This is a genomic window from Pseudomonas palmensis (genome assembly GCF_049942755.1).
GTDB lineage: Bacteria > Pseudomonadota > Gammaproteobacteria > Pseudomonadales > Pseudomonadaceae > Aquipseudomonas > Aquipseudomonas palmensis.
The window spans coordinates 484,789-506,889 of the sequence record NZ_CP187958.1 but is presented as its reverse complement, the minus strand read 5'-3'; the positions used below and the strand labels follow the sequence as shown (position 1 = coordinate 506,889).

17 protein-coding genes are annotated in these 22,101 nt (G+C 62.4%); 15 read left to right on the top strand and 2 right to left on the bottom strand.

What is annotated here, in order from left to right; all coding sequences use genetic code 11:
* Positions 1-40: 40 nt before the first annotated feature.
* Positions 41-868: a protein-glutamate O-methyltransferase CheR gene (cheR, locus tag ACPRTJ_RS02255; RefSeq protein WP_043861780.1), complete on the top strand. Its 828-nt coding sequence runs from the start codon at positions 41-43 to the stop codon at positions 866-868.
* A 58-nt stretch (positions 869-926) separates the two neighbouring features.
* Here the strand turns inward: cheR and ACPRTJ_RS02250 are convergent, their stop codons facing one another.
* Together ACPRTJ_RS02250 and ACPRTJ_RS02245 are read right to left on the bottom strand one after the other, a co-directional pair.
* Positions 927-3,521 (bottom strand): autotransporter domain-containing protein, encoded by a 2,595-nt coding sequence (locus ACPRTJ_RS02250; RefSeq protein ID WP_426429057.1) that lies wholly within the window; start codon positions 3,519-3,521, stop codon positions 927-929.
* Between the two features lie 139 nt (positions 3,522-3,660).
* A complete protein-coding gene (locus ACPRTJ_RS02245; protein WP_426427948.1) occupies positions 3,661-3,819 on the bottom strand; it encodes a hypothetical protein in 159 nt (52 codons plus the stop codon).
* A 59-nt stretch (positions 3,820-3,878) separates the two neighbouring features.
* Here ACPRTJ_RS02245 and flgB point away from each other — a divergent pair, with 59 nt between their 5' ends.
* The 14 genes from flgB to ACPRTJ_RS02175 all read left to right on the top strand — a co-directional run bounded on the left by flgB (position 3,879) and on the right by ACPRTJ_RS02175 (position 22,021).
* Entirely contained in the window at positions 3,879-4,286 is a 408-nt protein-coding gene (flgB, locus tag ACPRTJ_RS02240; RefSeq protein ID WP_054915646.1) for a flagellar basal body rod protein FlgB, read from the top strand.
* A 3-nt stretch (positions 4,287-4,289) separates the two neighbouring features.
* Positions 4,290-4,733, top strand: a complete 444-nt coding sequence (flgC, locus tag ACPRTJ_RS02235) for a flagellar basal body rod protein FlgC (RefSeq protein WP_043861782.1) — start codon at positions 4,290-4,292, stop codon at positions 4,731-4,733.
* Positions 4,734-4,748: 15 nt separating this feature from the next.
* Entirely contained in the window at positions 4,749-5,453 is a 705-nt protein-coding gene (gene flgD / locus ACPRTJ_RS02230) for a flagellar hook assembly protein FlgD (protein WP_104572203.1), read from the top strand.
* 31 nt (positions 5,454-5,484) lie between these two features.
* The gene (gene flgE, locus ACPRTJ_RS02225; RefSeq protein WP_043861784.1) at positions 5,485-6,846 is read left to right on the top strand and encodes a flagellar hook protein FlgE; all 1,362 of its coding nucleotides are present in this window, start codon (positions 5,485-5,487) and stop codon (positions 6,844-6,846) included.
* A gap of 72 nt (positions 6,847-6,918) precedes the next feature.
* The gene (locus ACPRTJ_RS02220) at positions 6,919-7,110 is read left to right on the top strand and encodes a hypothetical protein (protein WP_043861785.1); all 192 of its coding nucleotides are present in this window, start codon (positions 6,919-6,921) and stop codon (positions 7,108-7,110) included.
* A gap of 192 nt (positions 7,111-7,302) precedes the next feature.
* A complete protein-coding gene (locus tag ACPRTJ_RS02215; RefSeq protein WP_043861786.1) occupies positions 7,303-8,043 on the top strand; it encodes a flagellar basal body rod protein FlgF in 741 nt (246 codons plus the stop codon).
* Between the two features lie 45 nt (positions 8,044-8,088).
* Positions 8,089-8,874 carry a flagellar basal-body rod protein FlgG gene (gene flgG, locus ACPRTJ_RS02210; protein WP_043861787.1) on the top strand — a complete coding sequence of 262 codons (786 nt, stop codon included), beginning with the start codon at positions 8,089-8,091 and terminating at the stop codon, positions 8,872-8,874.
* A 53-nt stretch (positions 8,875-8,927) separates the two neighbouring features.
* A complete protein-coding gene (gene flgH / locus ACPRTJ_RS02205) occupies positions 8,928-9,623 on the top strand; it encodes a flagellar basal body L-ring protein FlgH (protein ID WP_043861788.1) in 696 nt (231 codons plus the stop codon).
* Between the two features lie 12 nt (positions 9,624-9,635).
* Positions 9,636-10,745 carry a flagellar basal body P-ring protein FlgI gene (locus ACPRTJ_RS02200; protein ID WP_054915656.1) on the top strand — a complete coding sequence of 370 codons (1,110 nt, stop codon included), beginning with the start codon at positions 9,636-9,638 and terminating at the stop codon, positions 10,743-10,745.
* 10 nt (positions 10,746-10,755) lie between these two features.
* A complete protein-coding gene (gene flgJ / locus ACPRTJ_RS02195; RefSeq protein ID WP_043861789.1) occupies positions 10,756-11,961 on the top strand; it encodes a flagellar assembly peptidoglycan hydrolase FlgJ in 1,206 nt (401 codons plus the stop codon).
* A gap of 10 nt (positions 11,962-11,971) precedes the next feature.
* Positions 11,972-14,011, top strand: a complete 2,040-nt coding sequence (flgK, locus tag ACPRTJ_RS02190) for a flagellar hook-associated protein FlgK (RefSeq protein ID WP_054915644.1) — start codon at positions 11,972-11,974, stop codon at positions 14,009-14,011.
* Between the two features lie 13 nt (positions 14,012-14,024).
* On the top strand, positions 14,025-15,608 hold the full coding sequence (locus ACPRTJ_RS02185; RefSeq protein WP_043861791.1) for a flagellar hook-associated protein 3: 1,584 nt from the start codon (positions 14,025-14,027) through the stop codon (positions 15,606-15,608).
* Between the two features lie 70 nt (positions 15,609-15,678).
* Complete coding sequence (locus tag ACPRTJ_RS02180; RefSeq protein WP_426427944.1) at positions 15,679-19,236, top strand: glycosyltransferase; 3,558 nt, start codon at positions 15,679-15,681, stop codon at positions 19,234-19,236.
* 55 nt (positions 19,237-19,291) lie between these two features.
* On the top strand, positions 19,292-22,021 hold the full coding sequence (locus ACPRTJ_RS02175; protein WP_116053222.1) for a glycosyltransferase: 2,730 nt from the start codon (positions 19,292-19,294) through the stop codon (positions 22,019-22,021).
* Positions 22,022-22,101: the final 80 nt, after the last annotated feature.

Sequence of the window (22,101 nt, the reverse complement as noted above, 5' to 3'; positions counted from 1 at the left end):
CTCGTCCCTGGCGTTACACATGATTTAAGAGGCGGCATCATTGTCTACGGGTAATTTGGATTTCGAACAATTCCGGGTCTTCCTGGAAAAAGCCTGTGGCATCCTGCTGGGCGAAAACAAGCAGTATCTGGTCTCCAGCCGTCTCAACAAGCTGATGGAACAGCAGGGCATCAAATCGTTGAGCGAGCTGGTGCAGCGGATCCAGACCCAGCCGCGCAGCGGCTTGCGCGAGCAGGTGGTCGATGCGATGACCACCAACGAAACCCTGTGGTTTCGCGACAACTATCCGTTCGAGGTGCTCAAGAACAAGGTCTTGCCCGAGCAGATCAAGGCCAACCCTGGCCAGCGCCTGCGCATCTGGTCGGCGGCCTGTTCGTCGGGGCAGGAGCCGTACTCGATCTCCATGGCCATCGACGAGTTCGAGCGCAGCAACATCGGGCAATTGAAGATGGGGGCGCAGATCGTCGCCACCGACCTGTCCGGCTCGATGCTGGCCAACTGCAAGACCGGTGAGTACGACAGCCTGGCCATTGCCCGTGGCTTGTCCCAGGAGCGCCTGCAACGCTATTTCGACCCCAAGGGGCCGGGGCGCTGGGCAGTCAAGGCCCCGATCCGCAGCCGCGTCGAGTTTCGTTCGTTCAACCTGCTCGACAGCTACGCGAGCCTGGGCAAGTTCGACATCGTGTTCTGCCGCAACGTGCTGATCTACTTCTCCGCCCAGGTGAAGAAGGACATCCTGCTGCGCATTCACGGCACGCTCAAGCCCGGCGGTTACCTGTTCCTGGGGGCGTCCGAGGCGCTCAACGGGCTGCCCGACCATTACCAGATGGTGCAGTGCAGCCCGGGGATCATCTACCAGGCCAAGTGAAACGAAAAAGGCCGGTGTCGCGAGACACCGGCCTTTTTCATGCAGCTGCTGTCATCGATCAGAAGTCGTAACGCACCTTGGCCGAGAACACATCGGCGTCAAAGCCCGATTTGCCGATGTAGTCGTAGTTCACGCCCAGGGTCACCGCGCCCAGCTTGTAGTCGGCGCCTACGCCGGCTTCGTAGCTGTTGCGCACGGCCTTGGCGCCGCTGGTGACGAACGGGGTGCTACCCAGCAGGAAGGTCGAGGTGCTCTTGGCTTCGTCCGCCGCGAAGTCATGGTATGCCATCAGGCGAGCCTGTGGCTGCAGGGTGCCGGCGCCCAGCGGATACTCGCCGGCAACGCGCAGGCCTGCGCCCAGCTCGATGGCCTCGTAGCGCTGGTCTTCGACCTTCAGTGCAGCCGACGAACCCTTCTCGCGGTAACCGTCGATGTTCACCAGGCTGTAGCGTGCGGCAATGCGCGGCTCGACCAGCATCTGCGGGTTGATGTGATAGGTGTAGCCACCCACCACGTTCAGGCCCAGCAGGTCGCTGTCGTAATCGGCCTTGGCCGAGGTGCCGGCAATCTTGCGTTTGCTGTCGTTGTCGTTCAAGCCATAGCTCAGGCTGGCATCGACGAAGTAGTTGCCCTGCTCGAAGCCGCCGTACAGCGTGAAGGCGTGGCTGTCCACCTTGGTCTGGTTGCCGCTTTTGCCGTTGACGTCGGTGTTGATGAAGCTGTACGCCAGGCCCAGGGTCAGGTTGTCGTTGAGCTTGCCGTCGGCACCCACCGCGATGCCGCGGCTGTAGGCGTTGTAGCCGGCCACGCCGTCGCGCAGGTCCTGGCTGGCATCGCTGTAGAGGGTCTGCACCCACACGCCGGTGTCCTTGAACGCTTCGCCCGAGGAGGCGCCGCGCAGGCTGCTGGTACGGCTGCCGGTGACATTGCTCACCAGGTTCTGGCTGGTGGTGGCTGCCTGGGTGGCGCCGCCGTTGACTTCAGGTGTCAGTTGCTCGGCCAGCTTGGCCAGCTGGGCCTCGTCGGCATTGGCGAAGGCTTGCAGCAGCGGGTCGTTGGCGCTCAGTTTGCTCAGGATGCTGTCGCGGTTCAGGCTGCCCAGGGCCAGTTGGCTGTTGGCCGAGGCACCCTGGCCGACCAGGATGTCGGTGACTTCTTCGGCGCCCTTGCCGGTGACGGTAGCCACCAGCTTGTTGTCCTGCAGGCTGTAGCTGTCGATCTTGAGCAGGGCCGAGCTGCTCACCAGGTTCAGCTTGCCGTTGGCGTCGACATTGTCGGAAGCGTCCAGCAGATCGATGCGCCCGGCCTGGAACAGGTTGTACGTGCTGCCCTGGGCGCTGAAGTCGCTGCCCTGTGCGGCCAGGCGAATCTGTGCGCCCTTGCCGAACTCGGCAGTACCGCTGACGGCCACCACGGCGGTATCGGCACGGGTGGCGCTGCTCAGGTTCAAGTCCAGCGACGAGTTGCCGGCCACGTACAGGTTGCCGTCGATGGTGGTGTGCGGCTGCACGAAGTTCAGGTGCGCTGGCGCATTGCGGCTGACGCTGCCCACGTCCATCCAGCCGCCCTGGCGCAGACGGATGTTGGCACCGTCGCTGCTGCTGTCGGTGCCGCTGAAGTCCACCTTGCCGTACACCTCGACGGTGGTCAGGTCGATCAGGTTGCCGGTGATCTTGCTGCCGTCCAGCAAGGTCAGGTACACGCTGCGCTCGGTTTCGGAGGCATCGACCGCTTCGTCTTCGGAGATCAGCGTGCCGCTGTTGACGATTTCCAGCCCTGCATAGCTGTTGTACAGCCGGTTGTCATCGTAGGCATCGATGTCGAAGTTGCCGATCACGATGGCCGCATCGGTCGCCTTGATGGTGCCGGTGTTGACGATCTGGCGCTCGGCGGTGGTGAAGCTGGCGCCGTCCACACGGATGCCTTCGGCGTCATCGCCGGTGGCGATGATGGTGCCGTTGTTGACGATGCCGGCCAGGTCGACCATGTCCACATTCTGCCCGTTGAAGCTGGTAGTGGCGTCGATGGCGGTAGCGCCGTCGCCGGTAACCTGGATCAGGCCGTTGTTGATCAGCTTGCCGCCGATACGGCCGCCTTCCAGGTTGATGCCCTTGGCGCTGGTGCCCTTGGCGATGATGCGGCCAGTGGTGTCATTGAGCAGGTCGCCCTTGATCGTGCCGGTGAAGTCCAGTGCACGGGCCACGTCCATTTCGCTGCCGTCGAGCAGCGGTTCGCCGGTGGCGCTGAGCAGGCCCTGGTTGATGACGCTGCCATTGATGGTGGCCGGGTCGATCATCAGGGCATTGGAGCCGCCGCCCACGGCGCTGATGCTGCCCTTGTTGATCAGGTTGCCGTCGATCTGGTTGCTGGCCCAGCTGCTGCCGTCTTCCCAGGCGTCCAGGTCGATGCCGCCGGCAAAGTTGCCGCTGCTGTTGATCGTGGTGTTGAGAATCAGGTCGCCCTTGACGTGGTTGCCGTTGAATTCGATCGCGTCTTCGGCGGCACTGCCGGTGTAGGCGCCAGTGAATTCGAGGTTGCCTTCGTAGGTCTTGTGCTCGCTGATGAAGCCGGCATCGGTCAACTTGATGGTTTGGGCGCCGACAGGCAGGGCGGTGGCAGTGATTGCCAGGGCGAGCAGGGTCTTGCGAAACATCACAGGAGTCACGGTTTATTCCTTAAACACAGCGTATTGAATTCGGCGCTTGCCTGCGTGGCATGACGGCTGTGCGGTGATAGCCAGATGCCACGCAGCGGAGCGGGACGGATCTTAGATGAGAGATGGCGAATTGACATTAATTTTTGACGCCAAAAGGGCGTAGGGTGGGGTTGCCGCTGCCAGGCAATTGCCGCTTTGCCGGTGTCTGGCGGAAATCCGTTGCCGCTTTTCTGGCATTGCCATGGCTGGCAAACGCGGCAAAGCCCCGGCTTTGCTGGGTTTTGTATTTTGGCACGGGACTTGCTCTGTCACCGGCAACGAACCCTACGGTCAACCTTCAAAGGTTTCCCCGACATGAGCATCAGTTTCGACAAAGCGCTTGGCATTCACGAAAAGGCACTGGGCTTTCGCGCCCAGCGTGCCGAAGTGCTGGCCAACAACATCGCCAACGCCGACACGCCCAACTACAAGGCGCGCGACATGGACTTCTCGTCCGTGCTGGCGGCCGAGACCGACAAGGTCAAGAACGGCCATTTCTCCCTCGAGCGCACCAACACCCGGCACATCGAGGCCCAAGGCCTGGCGATGGGTGACGAAACCCTGCAGTACCGCACGCCCATGCAGCCCTCGATCGACCAGAACACCGTTGACGCGCAGCTCGAGCAATCCAGCTATGCCGAGAACGCCGTGGGTTTCCAGGCCAGCTTCACGTTGCTCAACAGTAAATTCAAAGGGCTGGTGTCAGCCCTGCGCGGAGAGTAAGTCATGTCCCTTGCCAGCGTTTTCAACATTGCCGGTAGCGGCATGAGCGCGCAGACCACGCGCCTGAACACCGTTGCCTCCAACATCGCCAACGCCGAGACCGTTTCCTCGAGCATCGACCAGACCTACCGTGCCCGCCACCCGGTGTTCGCCACCACGTTCCAGCAGGCCCAGAATGGCGTCAGCCAGTCGCTGTTCCAGGACCAGGGCGAAGCCGGGCAGGGCGTTCAGGTACTGGGTGTGGTCGAAGACCAGAGCAACCTCGAGGCGCGCTATCAGCCCAACCATCCGGCGGCGAACAAGGACGGCTACGTCTACTACCCGAACGTCAACGTGGTCGAGGAAATGGCTGACATGATCTCCGCCAGCCGCTCGTTCCAGACCAACGCCGAACTGATGAACACGGCCAAAACCATGATGCAGAAGGTCCTGACCCTGGGTCAGTGATAAGGGGCGTTTTTTATGGCTGATGTAAACCTGAACGACGTCATTTCCAATTCCGGCGTCAAGAACTCCAGCAATACGAACGCGGCAAGCGGCCTGGGCGGCAAGACCGCCAACGGCCAGACCCTGGGCAAGGACGCGTTCCTGCAGCTGCTGGTTACCCAGATGCAGCACCAGAACCCGCTCGACCCGCAGGACAACAGCGAGTTCGTGGCCCAGCTGGCGCAGTTCTCCAGCCTCGAAGGCATCACCTCGCTGAACGATTCGGTCAACGCCATCACGGGGGCCATGGGTTCCTCGCAGGCGCTGCAGGCCTCCGGGCTGGTCGGTCGCTCGGTGATCACCCAGGCCGACAAGGCCGTGGTCGATACCACCAAGAGCTTCACTGGCCAGGTGGTGGTCCCGCAGTCGATCACTTCGGGCACCGTCACTGTCACCGACAAGGATGGCAAGACCATCAAGACCATCGACCTGGGCGAGCAGAAGGCCGGCAATGCCGACTTCATCTGGGACGGTACCAACGAGAAGGGCGAAAAGGTCGACCCGGGTACCTACACCTTCACGGCCAAGACCACCGTCGATGGCAAGTCGGCCGAGATGTACACCCTGCTGCCGGCCACCGTCAGCAGCGTCACCATCAGTCAGACCGGCGGCGAGCTGATGCTCAACCTCGCTGGCCTGGGCAGCGTTGCGCTGTCCAAAGTCCAAACTATCGGTATATAGAGCCGGCTAACGCGGCACAAGGAGTGGAAAGATGTCTTTCAATATCGGCCTTAGCGGTCTCTATGCAGCCAACAAGCAACTGGCTGTCACCGGCAACAACATCGCCAACGTTTCGACCACCGGCTTCAAGGCCTCGCGCGCCGAGTTCGCCGATGTGTACTCGGCCAGCAAACTGGGCGTGGGCAGCAAGACCGTCGGCAACGGGGTGCGTCTGGCTGCAGTCTCCCAGCAGTTCGGTCAGGGTGACATCAACAACACCGGCAACGTACTGGACATGGGTATCCAGGGCCAGGGCTACTTCGTCCTGAGCGACAACGGCTCGCTGAGCTACACCCGTTCCGGTGCGTTCCAGACCAACAAGGACAACTACGTGGTGACCTCGGACGGTATCCGTCTGCAAGGTTACGCGGCCGACGTCAACGGCAAGATCATCAAGGGCGTGCTGACCGACCTGAAGATCGACACCTCCGCGCTGGCGCCAAAGACCACCACGCTGATCGATCAGGGCATCAACCTGAACTCCTCGGCGCCGTCGATCCCGCTGCAGGTACTGGATGACAGCACGCCGCCGGTGCTGGTGGACAACAAGACGTTCGACCCTTCGGACGAGAGCACCTACACCAAATCGTTCCCGACCAAGATCTACGACAGTCAGGGCAACGAGCACACGATGGAGCAGTTCTATCGCAAGACCGGCGACAACCAGTGGACCACCTACACGCTGGTCGATGGTCGCAACCCGTTCGACCCTGCCAGCACCAAGCCACTGTCCGGCACCATCAGCTTCAATCCTGATGGCAGTGTCAAGGCCATGACTGCCGACAATACCGGTCACCCGGCGGGCTCCGAATTCACCGTGGTCAACAACAACTTCACCATGAAAGGCTGGGTGCCGGCGTCCTACGACAAGGCCACCGACAAGTGGGCATCCAACGGTTCGGCCGGCAATGCCGACGGCATCCGTATGAACATGACCAGCACCACGTCGTACAACACCGACACTGCCCGCATGTCCCAGGCGCAGGACGGCTATGCCACCGGCATCCTGTCCAGCCTGAGCATCGACTCCACCGGTGTGATGTTCGCCAGCTTCAGCAACCAGCAGTCCCGCGCCATCGGCCAGGTCGCGATTGCCAGCTTCGCCAACGAGCAGGGCCTGGAGCAGCTGGGTGGTACCCGCTGGAAAGAGACCTACGCCTCGGGCATCCCGGGCATCGACACGCCGAAGACCGGTACCCTGGGTTCGATCGAGTCCAACGCACTGGAAGCGTCCAACGTCAACCTGACCATGGAGCTGGTCGAGCTGATCAAGGCGCAGAGCAACTTCCAGGCGAACTCCAAGACCATCTCTACCGAAAGCACCATCATGCAGACCATCATCCAGATGACCTGATGATCGCCTGATGGAATGAGCATGGACGAACCCCTTTCTCGGAAGGGGTTCGTTGTTTCGGAGGCAGTAGAAATGAAGTGCGCACTCGCAATCGTGGGCTTCGCCTTGCTGGTGGTGGCTGTGCAGGTCGGCGCCGACATGGCCGCCTGGTATCGCTGGGAAAGCCAGGCCGATGGCCGGCTCGTCTGTTCGCAGGTTTCGCCGGGCGAGGGCTGGCGTCGGTTTGCCGGGCCTTTCAACAATGGCGCTTGCCGTGACAACTGAGGTTTGCCGCTAGCGGCAAGCTGGCGCCGTATTTTCGACGGTGCATCGCACGCGCAGGCGCTGGCCTGTGCTCCAGCCCCCGCATTGACGGGGCTTTACCCCTGTTTTGCAGAGTTGGTTTGAAACTTGCTTGAGTGACCGGCAAAGCAGCGGTGAACGGCAAGTGTTCGCCAGCGCAGCGGAGGATGATCTGTGGACAAGATGCTTTACGTGGCCATGACCGGTGCCAGCCAGAACGCACTGGCGCAACGGGCGCATGCCAACAACCTGGCGAACATTTCCACCAGCGGCTTTCAGCGCGACCTGGAGCAGGCGCGCTCGATGCCGGTGTTTGGTGACAGCTTTCCGGCGCGTGCCTATGCCATGACCGAACGTCCTGCCACCGATTTCAGCCCCGGTGCCATGCAGGAGACCGGCCGCGACCTGGACATCGCCATTGGTGGCGACGGCTTCATCGCCGTGCAGGCCCCGGATGGCAGCGAAGCCTACGTGCGTACCGCCAGCCTCAACATCGATGCCCTGGGCGTGCTGCGCGCGGGCAACGGCATGCCGGTGATGGGCAATGGTGGCCCGATTGCCGTGCCGCCTGAGCAGAAGGTCGAGATCGGCCAGGACGGCACCATCAGCATTCGCGCCATGGGTGAAGGCCCGCGGGTGATGGCCGAGGTCGATCGCATCAAGCTGGTCAACCCCGACGTCAAGACCCTCAACAAGGGCCTGGACGGCATGATCCACACCAAGAGCGGCCAGCCTGCCGATGCCGATGCCAACGTGCAGGTGGTGTCCGGTTTCCTGGAAGCCAGCAACGTCAACGCTGTCGAGGAAATGACCTCGGTGCTGGCGCTGTCCCGTCAATTCGAACTGCACGTCAAGATGATGACCACGGCCAAGGAAGGCGACGAAGCCATGGCTCGGGTTTTGCAAATCGGCTAATTACACAGACGTAGCGCCGTAAAACAGGCGCACGAGGAGAACAGCATGCTTCCGGCTCTTTGGGTCAGTAAAACCGGTTTGTCCGCCCAGGACACCAACCTGACCACCATTTCCAACAACCTGGCCAACGTCTCGACCACCGGCTTCAAGCGTGATCGTGCCGAGTTCCAGGACCTGCTCTACCAGATCAAGCGCCAGCCAGGTGCCCAGTCGACCCAGGACAGCGAGCTGCCATCGGGTCTGCAGGTGGGTACTGGTGTGCGCATCGTCGGCACCCAGAAAAACTTCAGCACCGGCAGCCTGCAAACCACCGAGAACCCGCTGGACATGGCCATCAACGGTCGCGGCTTCTTCCAGGTACTGCAGCCAGACGGCACCGTTTCGTACAGCCGTGACGGTACCTTCCACCTGAACTCCGATGGCCAGGTGGTCACCGCCAACGGTTTCGCCCTGGAGCCTGCCGTGGTCGTGCCGCCAGACGCGCAGACCTTCACCGTGGGCCAGGACGGCACCGTATCGATCACCACCGCCGGCAACCCGGCCGCGCAGATCATCGGCAACATCCAGACCGCCGACTTCATCAACCCGGCCGGCCTGCAGGCCATGGGCAACAACCTGTTCCTGGAAACCGCCGCCAGCGGTGCGCCACAGATCGGCACGCCGGGCCTGAACGGCTTCGGTACCACCCTGCAGCAGACCCTGGAAAACTCCAACGTCAGCACCGTGGAAGAGCTGGTCAACATGATCACCACCCAACGTGCCTACGAGATGAACTCCAAGGTGATTTCCACCGCCGACCAGATGCTCTCGTTCGTTACCCAGAACCTGTAAGTGAAGCCCCAGGGGCGCTGATGCGGCGCCTGTTACACCGTGAGGTCAGAGTCATGAGCCGTTTGTTGTCCGTATTCGCCCTGGGTGGGGTGGTGTTGCTGGCCGGTTGCGTCGCGCCGACGCCAAAGCCCAACGACCCGTACTACGCGCCTGTGTTGCCGCGTACACCCCTGCCTGCAGCGGCCAACAACGGCTCCATCTACCAGGCCGGTTTCGAGCAGAACCTGTACAGCGACCGCAAGGCGTTCCGGGTGGGCGACATCATCACCATCACGCTCAACGAGCGTACCCAGGCGAGCAAGAACGCCAACTCGCAGATCGCCAAGAACAGCAAGGCTGAGCTTGGCCTGACCTCGCTGTTCGGTGCCGGGGTCAACACCAACAATCCGTTTGGCGACGGTGACCTGAGCCTCAGCGCCGGCTACAGCGGCGACCGCGCCACCAAGGGCGACAGCAAGGCGGCCCAGGGCAATACCCTGACCGGTTCGATCACCGTCACCGTGGCCGACGTGCTGCCCAACGGCATCATCGCGGTACGCGGCGAGAAGTGGATGACCCTCAACACCGGCGACGAGCTGGTGCGTATTGCCGGCATGGTACGCGCCGACGACATCGCCACCGACAACACCGTGCCGTCGACCCGGGTCGCCGATGCGCGCATCACCTATTCGGGCACCGGCTCGTTTGCCGATGCCAGCCAGCCCGGTTGGCTGGACCGCTTCTTCATCAGCCCGCTTTGGCCTTTCTAGGTTCGGATGATCATGTTCAACATCAAGCAGCTGATTGCCGCGACTGTCCTGTTGTCCACCGCGTTCGGCGTACATGCCGAGCGCCTCAAGGACATCGCCAGCATTTCCGGCGTGCGTACCAACCAGTTGATCGGCTACGGCCTGGTGGTGGGGCTCAACGGCACGGGTGACCAGACTACCCAGACCCCGTTCACCCTGCAGACCTTCAACAACATGCTCTCGCAGTTCGGTATCAAGGTGCCGCCGGGCTCGGGCAACGTGCAACTGAAAAACGTCGCGGCAGTGTCGGTGCACGCCGACCTGCCGGCGTTCGCCAAGCCGGGCCAGGTGGTGGACATCACGGTGTCGTCCATCGGCAACTCCAAGAGCCTGCGCGGCGGCAGCCTGCTGATGACCCCGCTCAAGGGTATCGACGGCAACGTCTACGCCATTGCCCAGGGTAACCTGGTGGTGGGCGGCTTTGATGCCGAGGGCCGTGATGGTTCCAAGATCACCGTCAACGTGCCATCGGCCGGGCGTATTCCGGGCGGTGCATCGGTAGAGCGCTCGGTGCCGAGCGGCTTCAACCAGGGCAACAGCCTGACCCTGAACCTCAATCGCCCCGACTTCACCACCGCCAAGCGTATCGTCGACAAGGTCAACGAACTGCTCGGCCCGGGTGTGGCCCAGGCGCTGGATGGTGGCTCGGTGCGCGTCACCGCACCCCTGGACCCGAGCCAGCGCGTCGACTACCTGTCGATCCTGGAGAATCTCGAGATCGACCCCGGCCAGGCAGTGGCCAAGGTCATCATCAACTCGCGTACCGGTACCATCGTGATCGGCCAGAACGTCAAGGTATCGCCAGCGGCGGTCACCCACGGCAGCCTGACCGTGACCATCACCGAAGACCCGATCGTCAGCCAGCCCGGCCCGTTCTCCAATGGCGAGACGGCAGTGGTGCCGCGCTCGCGGGTCAACGCCGAGCAGGAAGCCAAGCCGATGTTCAAGTTCGGGCCGGGCACTACGCTCGACGAGATCGTGCGTGCGGTCAACCAGGTGGGCGCGGCCCCCGGTGACCTGATGGCGATTCTCGAAGCCCTCAAACAGGCCGGCGCGCTGCAAGCCGACCTGATCGTGATCTGAGGGGCTGGTCATGGATATGCCTAAAAGCGGCATCAGTGCCGCCGACAGTGGTGCCTACACCGACCTCAACCGCCTCAACTCGCTCAAGGTGGGTGATCGCGACAGCGACGCCAACCTGCGCAAGGTCGCCCAGGAATTCGAGTCGCTGTTCCTCAACGAGATGCTCAAGTCGATGCGCTCGGCCAGCGATGTGCTGGCCAAGGACAACCCGCTCAATACCGAAACCACCAAGCAGTACCAGCAGATGTACGACCAGCAGCTGGCGGTGAGCATGTCCCGCGAGGGCGGCGGCATCGGCCTGCAGGATGTGCTGATGCGCCAGCTGTCCAAGCAGAAGGCCACCAACGCTGCAGCGGCGGCCAGCAGCCCGTTCCCGCGGGTCGATCTGCAGCAGCGCAGCCTGTGGGCGACCAAGGTGGCCGAGCCACTGCGTGATGCCGCCAGCACCAGCCACCGCAACGACATGGCGGCGCTCAATTCGCGGCGCCTGGCATTGCCCGGCAAGCTCACCGATCGCCTGCTGGCCGGTATCGTGCCGTCGGCAGATGGAACGCCAGCCACCACCAATACCGCCGCGTTGCCGCAGCGCACCACGGCCATGACCGATGCGCTGGTCAAGGGCGACTGGGCCCCGGCCCAGACTTTTGCCGCGCCGGGCTCGATGCGTATCTACGGACGTGCCGTGGCGCAGCCGCCACTGGCCCCGGCCAAGCGCGCGTTCGATTCCAGCGACGAGTTCGTCACCACCATGCTGCCGATGGCCGAGCAGGCCGCCAAGCGTATCGGCATCGACCCGCGGTACCTGGTGGCACAGGCCGCCCTGGAAACCGGCTGGGGCAAATCGGTGATGCGCCAGGCCGATGGCAGCAGCAGCCACAACCTGTTCGGCATCAAGGCCACCGGCAACTGGAAAGGCGATCAGGCACGTGCGATCACCAGCGAGTTCCGTGACGGGCAGTTCGTCAAGGAAACCGCTGCGTTCCGTTCCTATGACTCCTACCAGGACAGCTTCCACGACCTGGTGAGCCTGTTGCAAAACAATGCTCGCTATAAAGATGCGGTAAATGCGGCCGATAAGCCTGAACAGTTTGTGCGAGAGCTGCAGAAGGCCGGGTATGCAACCGATCCGGACTACGCCAGCAAGATCTCGCAGATCGCAAAACAGATGAAGTCGTACGAGAGCTACGCAGCTGTCGCTACTACAACGAAACTATAAGGTTTGAATTATGGCGAGTTTGATCAATATCGGCTTATCCGGTGCCAGCGCTGCCCAATCGGGCATGCACACCACGGGTAACAACATCGCTAACGTCGATACCGCTGGTTACTCGCGCCAGCAGAACATTCAAAACTCCAAGAGTTCGATCCGCGAAGGCCAGGTGTTCATCGGCACCGGCACCACGCTGGCCGATGTGCGCCGCGTGTACAACAACTTCCTGGAAAACCAGCTGCGTACCACCAACTCGCTGAGCAGCGAGGCCAACGCCTTTCTCGACCAGGTCAGCCCCACCGACAAGCTGCTGTCGGACAAGGACACCGGTATCACCGGCGCCCTGCAGAGCTTCTTCACCGCCCTGCAGAGCGCTGGCGCCAAGCCGACCGAAGACGCCTCGCGCCAGTTGCTGCTGACCAGCGCCCAGGCACTGAGCAAGCGCTTCAACACCATCGCCGCGCAGCTCAACCAGCAGAACACCAACATCAACGGCAACCTGTCGTCGATGGCCACCCAGGTCAACAACCTGACGGCCACCATTGCCAACTACAACGACCAGATCTCCCGCGTGTCGTCATTGCAGGGCAGCCCCAACGACCTGCTCGACAAGCGCAACGAAGCGGTGCGCCAGCTCAGCAACCTGGTGGGCGTGGATGTGGTCGAGCGCGAGGGCAACCTCGACGTGTACCTCAAGAACGGCCAGTCGCTGGTGCTCGGCAAGACCACCAACACCCTCGAGACGGTGAACAGCCCGACCGACCCGACCCGTTCCAACCTGGTGCTCAACCGCGGCACCACCAAGATCGATATCACCAACAGCGTCAGCGGTGGCGAGATCGGCGGCCTGATCACCTACCGCAATGACGTGCTGGAACCGGCGCTCAACGAACTCGGCCGTGTGGCCCTGGTGGTGGCCGACCGGATCAACAGCCAGCTGGCGCAAGGTATCGACAAGAACGGTGACTTCGGCGCGACCCTGTTCAACGATATCAACAACGCCACCATGATGGCTCAGCGCAGCATCGCCAAGGCGGGCAACAACGCCGCCACCGGCAGCCTTAACGTCAACATCAAGGACACCGGCAAGCTGACCACCAGCGACTACCAGGTGACCTTTACCGACGACAACAACTACACCGTCACCCGGCTCCCGGGTGGCACTGCAGTGGGCTCCTACAAGCTGGACGAGACCCCACCGCCGGTGATCGACGGCTTCACCCTGGAAATGAACGGTGGCCTGCCCAGCAAGGGCGACTCGTTCAAGATCACCCCGACCCGCGGCGCCGCGGGCAGCCTCGACACCGTGCTCACCGACCCCAAGCGCATCGCGCTGGCGGCGCCGCTGACCGGCACCAGCGGTGCAGGCAACCAGGGTACCGGCATCATCGGTCAGCCCAACCTGACTTCGATGATCGATATCTACGACTCGGCCCAGCGCATCGAGCTGCAGAACGGCCTGAAGTACTCGACGCCGGTCAAGCTGGTGTTCGGTGATGAAAGCACCAACCCGCAGACCTACAAGATCCACAACGCCCAGGGCGATGAAATCGGCAGCGGTACTATCATTCCGGGCCAGGAAAACAAGCTGCAGATCAACGTGCCGATGGTCGATGCCAGCGGCAACCCGGTGGGTACGCCACAAAAGAACATCACCTTTGAAATGACCGTGGCCGGTTCGCCCAAGCAGGGCGACAACTACACGGTGGGCATGACCGGTGCCGGCTCGGCCGACAACCGCAACGGCCAGGCGGTGATCGATCTGCAGACCAAGGCCACCGTCGACGTCGGCCCCAACGGCAAGGGCATCAGCCTGACCGATGCCTACGGCAAGCTGGTGGAGAACGTCGGCGGCAAGGCGGCCCAGGCCAAGCTCGATACCGAGGCCACCGGGGCCCTGCAGAAGTCTGCGGTAGCCGCCAGCGCTTCGGTGTCCGGCGTCGACCTGGACGAAGAAACCGGCAACCTGATCAAGTTCCAGCAGTACTACACGGCCTCCTCGCAGATCATCAAGATCGCGCAGGAAATTTTCTCCACGCTGATCAACAGCCTTTAAGGAGTCGTAGATCGTGCGCATTTCCACCGCCCAGTTCTACCAGACCAGCACCTCCAACTATCAGGCTAACTTCGCCAAGGCCGTGGAGTCCCAGCAGCAGGCCAGTGACCAGTTGCGCGTACGTACCGCCGCGGACGACCCGGTCGGTGCCGCGCGCCTGCTGCAACTGGAACAGCAGAACAACCTGATCACCCAGTACAGTGGCAACATCTCCAGTGCACGCTCCAGCCTGGGCACCTCCGAGGCCACCCTCAACAGCATCACCAATGTGCTGTCGCGGGTGAAGGAGCTGGCGATCGGCGCCGGCAGCGGCAACATGACCGACAACGATCGCAAGGCCAACGAGCAGGAGTTGTCGCAGCTCGAAGAGCAACTGTTCAGTCTGATGAACAGCCGCGACGAGAACGGCAAGTACATCTTCTCGGGTTCGCGTGGTGACACCCAGCCGTTCGAACGCAATGCCGATGGCACCTACTCGTACAAGGGCGACCAGAGCACCACCAACCTGCAGGTCGGTGACATGCTCAGCGTGGCCACCAACGAGACCGGCTACGACGTGTTCCAGAAGGCGCTAAACACCAGCCGCAGCCAGACCACCATGACCGCGCCTGCCAACCCGGCCGACGTGCGTGTCAACCTGTCCAATGGCCAGGTCTCCGGCAGCTCGACCTACAACGACCTGTTCCGCAGCGGCGAGCCGTACAAGATCGAGTTCGTCAGCGCCACCGAATTCAAGATCACCGACGTCAACAACGTCGACCGTACCCTGGAAGCCACCAATGGCGGGGTCTTCAACCCGAAGGGCGGCAACACCACCATCAATTTCCGCGGCGTCGACATCCGCATGGAAGTCGGCCTGCAGGGCGACGAATTGACCGACCCCACCGCCGCTGACGACGCGGTGCGCGGGCACGAGTTCACCCTCGCTTCCAAGCCCGACGAAATCACCGGCACCCGCAGCCCCGGCAACGTGTCGCCCGACGGCCAGCTCAGCGGCCTGTCGATCGCGGACAAGGCAAAATACGACGCTGCGTTCCCCGGTGGCGGTGCGATCGTCAAGTTCACCAGCGACACCACGTTCGATGTCTATGCCCAGCCGATGACCGCCGACAGCCGTCCTGTGGGCAGCGGTGATACCACCGTCAGCCCGACCCGTGTGGCCGGCGTCGACTTCACCTTCACTGGTACTCCGAAAGATGGCGACCAGTACTCGGTGCAGGTCAACAACCACCAGAACCAGAACGTGCTCGACACCATCCATCAGTTGCGTACCGCGCTGCTGACACCTGTCGACAACGATCCGACAGCCCGCCGCAACTTCCTCGCGTCGATGGACTCGGCTATCTCCAACCTGGCCAGCGCAGCGGACAAGATCGCCGAATCCATCAGCTCCATCGGTGGACGCGGTGCGGCACTGGATGTGCAGGCAGAAACCAACGAAGCCTTGCAGTCGGCCAACACCATCACGCAGAACTCGATCCGCAACGCCGACCCTGCCGAGACGATGATCCGTCTCACGCTTCAGCAGAACATGCTGCAAGCCTCGCAACTGGCCTTCAGCAAGCTGGCCGCGCTCGGGCTGTTCAACCGGCTCTGATTGACCCTTTTCTGCAGTACCCACCCGGGGGCGCTCAGTCGCCCCCGGGGTTTTCTCCAGGTCTATCTCAATGAACGAACTGCCGCTCGTCAGCATCGCCATCCCCGCGTTCAACCCCGAATTCTTCAGTCGCGCCCTGCACAGTGCCATTACCCAGCGTTATGCCAACGTGGAAGTGGTCGTGTGCGACGACAGCCAGGGTGACGAGATCAAGGCGATTTTCGACCTGTGGGCAGGCCAGGCCACGTGCGCGCTGCGGTATGTGCGCAACCCGTCGACGCTGGGCTTTTCGCGCAATGTGCTGATGTGCCTGGAGCAGGCGCAGGGTGAATTCATCAAGTTTCTCTGCGATGACGACTGGCTGGTGAGTGACTGCATCGCTCAGTCGGTGCAGGTGATGCTCGACTGCCCGGATGTGAATGTGCTGGTTCACCATCGGCTGATATGCGCGGCGGACGAAACGGTACTGCCCATGCGCCAGGCCAACTGCATCATTTCCCCCACCAGCGCGTTGATCAACGGCGGCGACCTGCTGGAGGCGCTCGAAAGCAACCTGCCGAACCTGTTTGGGGGTATCAGCCATGCGCTGTTGCGCCGTGCCCAGGTTCAGGACTTTTTGCCGCAGCTGGTGCAGGAGGGCGAAGGGTTTCGTGCGCGTCTGGTCGAAGCGCTGTTCATCTGCCTGCTGCGCCGTGGCCACCTGGCCTACCTGAACACCATGCTCAGCCTGGAGCGCGTTCACCCCGGGCGCTTGAGCCATCACCCCAGCATGACCCTGGCTTTCGCTACCGAAAGCGAGTGGTTGCGCCAGATGCTCGCCTCGCGCACCAGTGAACCGGCGCCGGCCAGCGGTTGGGTGCGGCACATTCCACTGGAGCTCTACACCGTCGGCGCAGACAAGGCCTGGGAAGAGTTCGAGCTGACGCGCCTGTATGCGCGCCAGGTCGCCAGCTTTCAGCAACAGGTCGGCACCAGCAGCCTGAGCTTCACCGAGCTGTATGGCGAGTGGCTGGGGTGTCGGGTATTGTCGGCGGCGCAGCTTGACCTGCTGCCCAAGCGCATTGCGCAATGGCCGCGTCGCCCGCGCATCGACGTGCTGGTGCTCGCTGCTCAAGACGATGGCGTGGCACTCAAGGCCACGCTGGACAGCCTGGAGCAACAGTCCTATGCCGCTGCGGCCATTTGCGTGCTGGGCCCGGCAGCGCTGCAACCGTTGAACCCCAAGTTCGTGCAGGTGCACGCCCAGGGCCACGCCATCGAGCAGCTCAATGACTGCGTGACCCGCGATGGGGCGGGCGACTGGGTATTTCTGCTGCGCGCAGGCGACTGCCTGCACCCGCATGCGTTGGTCATCATGGCCGAGCGCATGGCACTGCAACCCGACTGCGCGTGCCTGTACACCGATGAAGGCACCCACGACAACCTGCAGCCCAGCCAGCCGATCTTCAAGCCGGACTTCAACCTGGACCTGATGCGCAGTGTTCCCTACGTAGGCAGGCTGCTGGCCTTCGATACCGCCCGGGTGCGTGAGCAGGGCGGTTTCGACCCGCAGTTCGAGTCGCTGGCTCCCCACGACATGCTCTGGAAACTGGTCGAGAGTCAAGGGTTGGGCGCGGTGGGGCATGTCGCCGAGCTGCTGGTGCAATGTCGCTACGGCTATGAGGCCTGGCAGCGGGAAGCGGCCTGTGCCGTACAGGCACCCAGGGTGCTGCGTGCGCATCTGGCACGCCTGGGCGTCGAGGCCGAGGTGGTCAGCGCCGAAGGCTCGATGTTTGCCCATGTGCAGTATCGACATGCCGATACGCCGGCGGTGTCGATCATCGTTGCCGCAGGCGATGACGTAAAGGCACTGACGCGCTGCGTCGAATCAATTTTCGAGCACACCGCCTACCGCAACTACGAGATCCTGATTGCTGTCAGTGGTCGTGAGTCGATGCCGGTACAAGGCTGGCTGGCTGCAATGCAGGGGCTTGGCAGCGAGCAGTTGCGCATTGTGCCGGTAACCTCGGCGAATGGCCCGGCGCTTTACAACCAGGCCAGCCTGCAGGCACGTGGCAGCTACCTGCTGTTGCTCGATTCGGACTGCGTGTTTTTCGATGCGCAATGGCTTGATGAACTGGTAGGTCAGGCCCAGCGCCCAGAGGTCGGCATCGTCGGGCCAAAATTGTGCAACCAGACTGGCAACGTGACCGGAGCAGGCCTGGTGCTGGGGCTGCACGGCGTTGCCAGCAGTCCGTTTTTCGGCCAGCCCGCAGACGCCAATGGCTACATGAATCGGTTGGCCTGCGTGCAGAACTACAGCGCCGTGAGTGGCGTCTGCCTGATGGTACGTCGCGAGCTGTTCGACCAGCTTGGCGGTCTGGACGGCGAAACCTTCTCGACCGGCTTGAGTGATGCCGACCTTTGCCTGCGTATGCGCGACCATGGCTATCTGATCGTCTGGACTCCCTTTGCGGTGGTTGCCAAGGCCACCTCGCAGACGGTGGCCCTGGACGAGCAGCACAAGGACAGCTTCTACGAGCGCTGGCTGCCGCGCGTGGCCAATGACCCGGCGTACAACCACAACCTCAGCTTGCGCATGGCCAGTTTCAACCTGGAGCCGGGCCTGCGCGAGGGATGGGTGCCGTTCATCCAGCCGGTGCTGCCTTTTGTCATGGCCTTGCCAATCAACACCACTGCGGTCGGACACTATCGCGTCAGCCAGCCGTTCAAGGAGCTGGAACGGGCCGGCTGGATACAGGGACAGTTGAACTATGTGCTGCCGAGCATGGTGGAGCTTGAGCGTTGCAAGCCGGATGTGATCATCCTGCAGTGCCGCTATACCACCGGCTCGCTTGAGGAGATGGCGCGCATCCAGCGACTTTCTTCGGCTCGGCGCATCTACGAGATCGATGACTACATCATCGATGTGCCCGAGAAGAATGAACACCGGCGCAACATGCCCGGCAACATGCGCGAAATGGTCAGCCGCGGTATCGCCCTGTGTGATCGGGTGGTGGTCTCCACCGAGCCACTGGCCGACGCGCTGTCGAGCATGCACCGGGATATTCGCGTGGTCCCCAACATGCTCTCGCGCTCGTTGTGGGGCGGCCTGAAGGGGCGCCGCCAGACGTCGGCGCGTCCGCGTGTCGGCTGGGCGGGCGGCACCAGTCACCGCGGCGACCTCGAACTGCTGGCCGAGGTGGTCAAGACCTTGGCCAATGAGGTCGACTGGGTGTTCTTCGGCATGTGCCCGCAGCTGCTGCGTCCCTACATCAAGGAGTTTCATGCCGGCGTGCCGCTGCACCTGTACCCACAGAAGCTGGCGGGCCTGAACCTCGATCTGGCGCTGGCGCCGCTCGAGCAGAATCTGTTCAACGACTGCAAGAGCAACCTGCGCCTGCTGGAATACGGTGCTTGCGGTTTCCCGGTGATCTGCACCGAGACCAAGGCCTACGGTGGTTACCTGCCCTGTACGCGGGTACGCGAGAATTCGACCGAACAGTGGCTGGAGGCAATTCGCATGCATCTGTCTGACCCACAAGCCAGCTACCAGCAGGGTGATGCCCTGCGTGAAGCGGTACTGCGAGACTATCTGCTTACACAGCGGCACCTCCAGCATTGGGCAAATGCCTGGCTGGCGGACTGAATCCTGGCACTCGGTCACGCCGGGCGCCGACTCCATCATTTGAAACAGGTACGTTATGAACACAATTGGAACCGGGTCGCGCAGTGATGTAACGGTCGTTCTGCTTGGACATGAGCAGGTCGATCACCGTGCACGGGCACAGCACTTCTACCAGCAGGCCGGTGTGCCTTGCTTGCCATTGGAGTCATTGCTGGTCAGCAGCAGTCAGACCTGCAGCCAGAGGTTGGCTCAGGCACTGCAGCAGGTGACTACCCCATGGGTGGTGCTGTCGCTGGATTCCGATTTCATTTTGCCCGCAGCCCTGGATAACGCTGCAGTGTGTTTGAGCGCTACATCGCAATCAATTGGTGCTCAGGGTTACGCACTGGCGTATGCGGTAGCTAATGGGCAAGTGGCCTATCACAAGCTGGGTGCTGCTTTGGAACCCGTGTCTGCCGAGAGTGCCACCGCGCGCCTGGGCCAGTACGCTCAAGCCGCACAGTCTGCCTGGCGAGCGGTACTACAGGTCAGCGCCTTGCAGGTGGCACTGGCGCAGTTACCCGAGCACCTGGACTTTTCCGGCTGGAGGGTGGCGTTATCCTACGCATTGCTGGCGCAAGGGGCGATCCAATCCCTTGACCAGACCGATGTGGTCTCGGAATACGCGCCTAGCGCACTGCCGCCTGCTGCTTTGGAAGAGCGCTTCACTCAAACTGCTCGCGCATTGCGGCAGTGGGATATCGCCACCTTCGGGCTGTGCGTCGATGAGCCAGGCTTTGCGCTGCTCGATCGTTTTGTCCGCAACACGTACGCTTCGCTGGAGCAACCGCTGCTCTTCACCTCATCCTGGACGCGTGTGACAGAGGCGCCTGAGCGTCTGTTTGAGCCGCGTCAGTATGTCGAACTGCCGTATTACAACGGTGCATTGTTCGCGTTCCTGACCACGCTGGAGTTTCTCTGCCATGCCTGGCCTGCTGGTGAGCGCCAGCACCACGCGCTGGAAGGCAGTTGGGTACGCCAGCGTGAATTGCTGCTCACTCACCCCAACGATACGCTCGAAACCCTTCAGCATCGCTATTGGGAGGCGCTGGAACTGGGCCTGTTCAATCGTGAGGTCTGTCAGCGCTTGGCCGCTTCTCTGACCAGTGAGGACGATCAGGCCAATGCTGCCGAAATGAGCGATTGGCTGGAGCGTCTGGCCCTAATCCCTGCGCTTGATCCGCAGAAGGGGTTGGCCGCCACGTCCTCCGGCAAGGTGCTTGCGAAGCTGGCTGCCGCAACGCCGGATGATGCCGCGCGTGCGCGTATCATGGCGCGTCTGAAGCCTTCGCCGGCTACGCAGATTGCCTTTGTGGTGTTGGACCTGGCTGATAATGATGCCGCTCTGCAAGCTACCTTCGACAGCCTACTTGCCAGCGGCCTGCGCCATTTCAAACTGCTGGTCCTCAAGGCTGGCAAGCCGCCGGTTATCACTACCGCGCGTGACACTTTGCATTTCATTCAGGTTACGCAGGACAACTGGGTCGCCCACCTCAATCATGCGGTGCGCCAGTTGCCGAGTGAGTGGCTGTTGCTGCTGCAGGCTGGCGAGCAACTGCTCGCTGGGGGCTTGCTGCATCTGTCACTGGAGTTGGCCGGCGCTTCGGCTTGTCAGGCTATTTGTGCCAACGAGGTTCAGCGCGATGAGCAAGGACGCCTGAACAGTGTGGTACGTCCAGGTGCCGACCTGGACCTGCTACGTGGGCAACCTGCACTGATGTCGCGCCACTGGCTGATGCGACGCCAGGCGGTGCTCGAGCTGGGAGGCTACAGCGACGCCCAGCGTGATGCCGTCGAGCTTGACCTGCTATTGCGTCTGGTCGAGACCCATGGTCTGGCTTGCCTGGCTCATCTGGATGATTATCTGGTGCTTGGCGAACAATCTTCGCCGGCATTGACTGCCCAGGCCAAGGTGGTGCTCGAACGGCATCTGGGGCAGTTGGGCTATCGTGGGCACGTTAGTGAAGGCAGCGTATCCGGCCTGCAGGTCGATTTTCGTCATGCCGGCACGCCATTGGTCAGCATCCTGGTGGCGGGCGAGGAGGGCAGTGCGTCCTTGCAGGCAAGTGTGGCCAGTGTGCTGCAACGTACGCGCTACCCGCGCTACGAAGTGATCGTAGCGTGCTCTGGCGATCAGATTGCTCAAGAAGCGGCCGAGTTCCCCGGGTTGGGCAACCGGGTACGGGTGGTGAACGCATCCCCCGGCGCCTCGCGCAGCGACTTGCTCAACCTGGCAGCGAGCCAGGCCAAGGGCGAATATCTGGTGCTGTTGTCGGCGGGTGCAGATGTCATCAGCCCAGCCTGGCTAGAAGGGTTGCTCAACGAAGCCCAGCGCCCGGAAGTCGGCGTTGTGGGCGGCGCGCTGTACAGTGACGATTCGATCCTGGTCCATGCCGGTTATGGTCTACTGAGCGGCCCGCGGGTTGGCGCGCCTTGGCTGGGCACCGCGGATCAGTGGCAATCGGCCGTGCGTGGTTGCGCGGCTGTTTCCGGTGCCTGCCTGATGGTGAGCAAGGTTCTGCTGGAACAGTGTGGTGGATTGCAGGCAATGCCGGGGGCGGATATCGAGTTGTGCCTGCAAGTGCAGAGCGCAGGATTGGCGGTGGTGTGGACACCACAGGCCCAGGTGCGCGTCGTAGAGCAGTCGGTACCGGATACCAGCGTTGCCCTGGGGTTGGCTGAGCGGTGGCCGCAGGCTTTCACCGGTCGTGCATTCGACGAAGAGTTGAGCCCTGGGGGAGAGTTGGCCTGGGTGGCGAAGCTGTAAGCGTGTTGGTGTGATTTGCCCTGGGTCCCTCTGTGCTTGGAGGGGCTCGGATCGTGCTTCACTCGGTACCCGGTTCTGCG

Excerpts from the sequence above, each read along its gene's own strand:
- flgG (WP_043861787.1), top strand. The coding sequence starts at position 8,089 with ATGCTTCCGGCTCTTTGGGTCAGTAAAACCGGTTTGTCCGCCCAGGAC.
- ACPRTJ_RS02175 (WP_116053222.1), top strand. The coding sequence starts at position 19,292 with ATGAACACAATTGGAACCGGGTCGCGCAGTGATGTAACGGTCGTTCTG.
- flgE (WP_043861784.1), top strand. The coding sequence starts at position 5,485 with ATGTCTTTCAATATCGGCCTTAGCGGTCTCTATGCAGCCAACAAGCAA.
- ACPRTJ_RS02180 (WP_426427944.1), top strand. The coding sequence starts at position 15,679 with ATGAACGAACTGCCGCTCGTCAGCATCGCCATCCCCGCGTTCAACCCC.
- ACPRTJ_RS02250 (WP_426429057.1), bottom strand. The coding sequence starts at position 3,521 with ATGTTTCGCAAGACCCTGCTCGCCCTGGCAATCACTGCCACCGCCCTG.
- flgJ (WP_043861789.1), top strand. The coding sequence starts at position 10,756 with ATGGATATGCCTAAAAGCGGCATCAGTGCCGCCGACAGTGGTGCCTAC.
- ACPRTJ_RS02200 (WP_054915656.1), top strand. The coding sequence starts at position 9,636 with ATGTTCAACATCAAGCAGCTGATTGCCGCGACTGTCCTGTTGTCCACC.
- ACPRTJ_RS02220 (WP_043861785.1), top strand. The coding sequence starts at position 6,919 with ATGAAGTGCGCACTCGCAATCGTGGGCTTCGCCTTGCTGGTGGTGGCT.
- flgH (WP_043861788.1), top strand. The coding sequence starts at position 8,928 with ATGAGCCGTTTGTTGTCCGTATTCGCCCTGGGTGGGGTGGTGTTGCTG.
- flgB (WP_054915646.1), top strand. The coding sequence starts at position 3,879 with ATGAGCATCAGTTTCGACAAAGCGCTTGGCATTCACGAAAAGGCACTG.
- flgK (WP_054915644.1), top strand. The coding sequence starts at position 11,972 with ATGGCGAGTTTGATCAATATCGGCTTATCCGGTGCCAGCGCTGCCCAA.
- flgD (WP_104572203.1), top strand. The coding sequence starts at position 4,749 with ATGGCTGATGTAAACCTGAACGACGTCATTTCCAATTCCGGCGTCAAG.
- flgC (WP_043861782.1), top strand. The coding sequence starts at position 4,290 with ATGTCCCTTGCCAGCGTTTTCAACATTGCCGGTAGCGGCATGAGCGCG.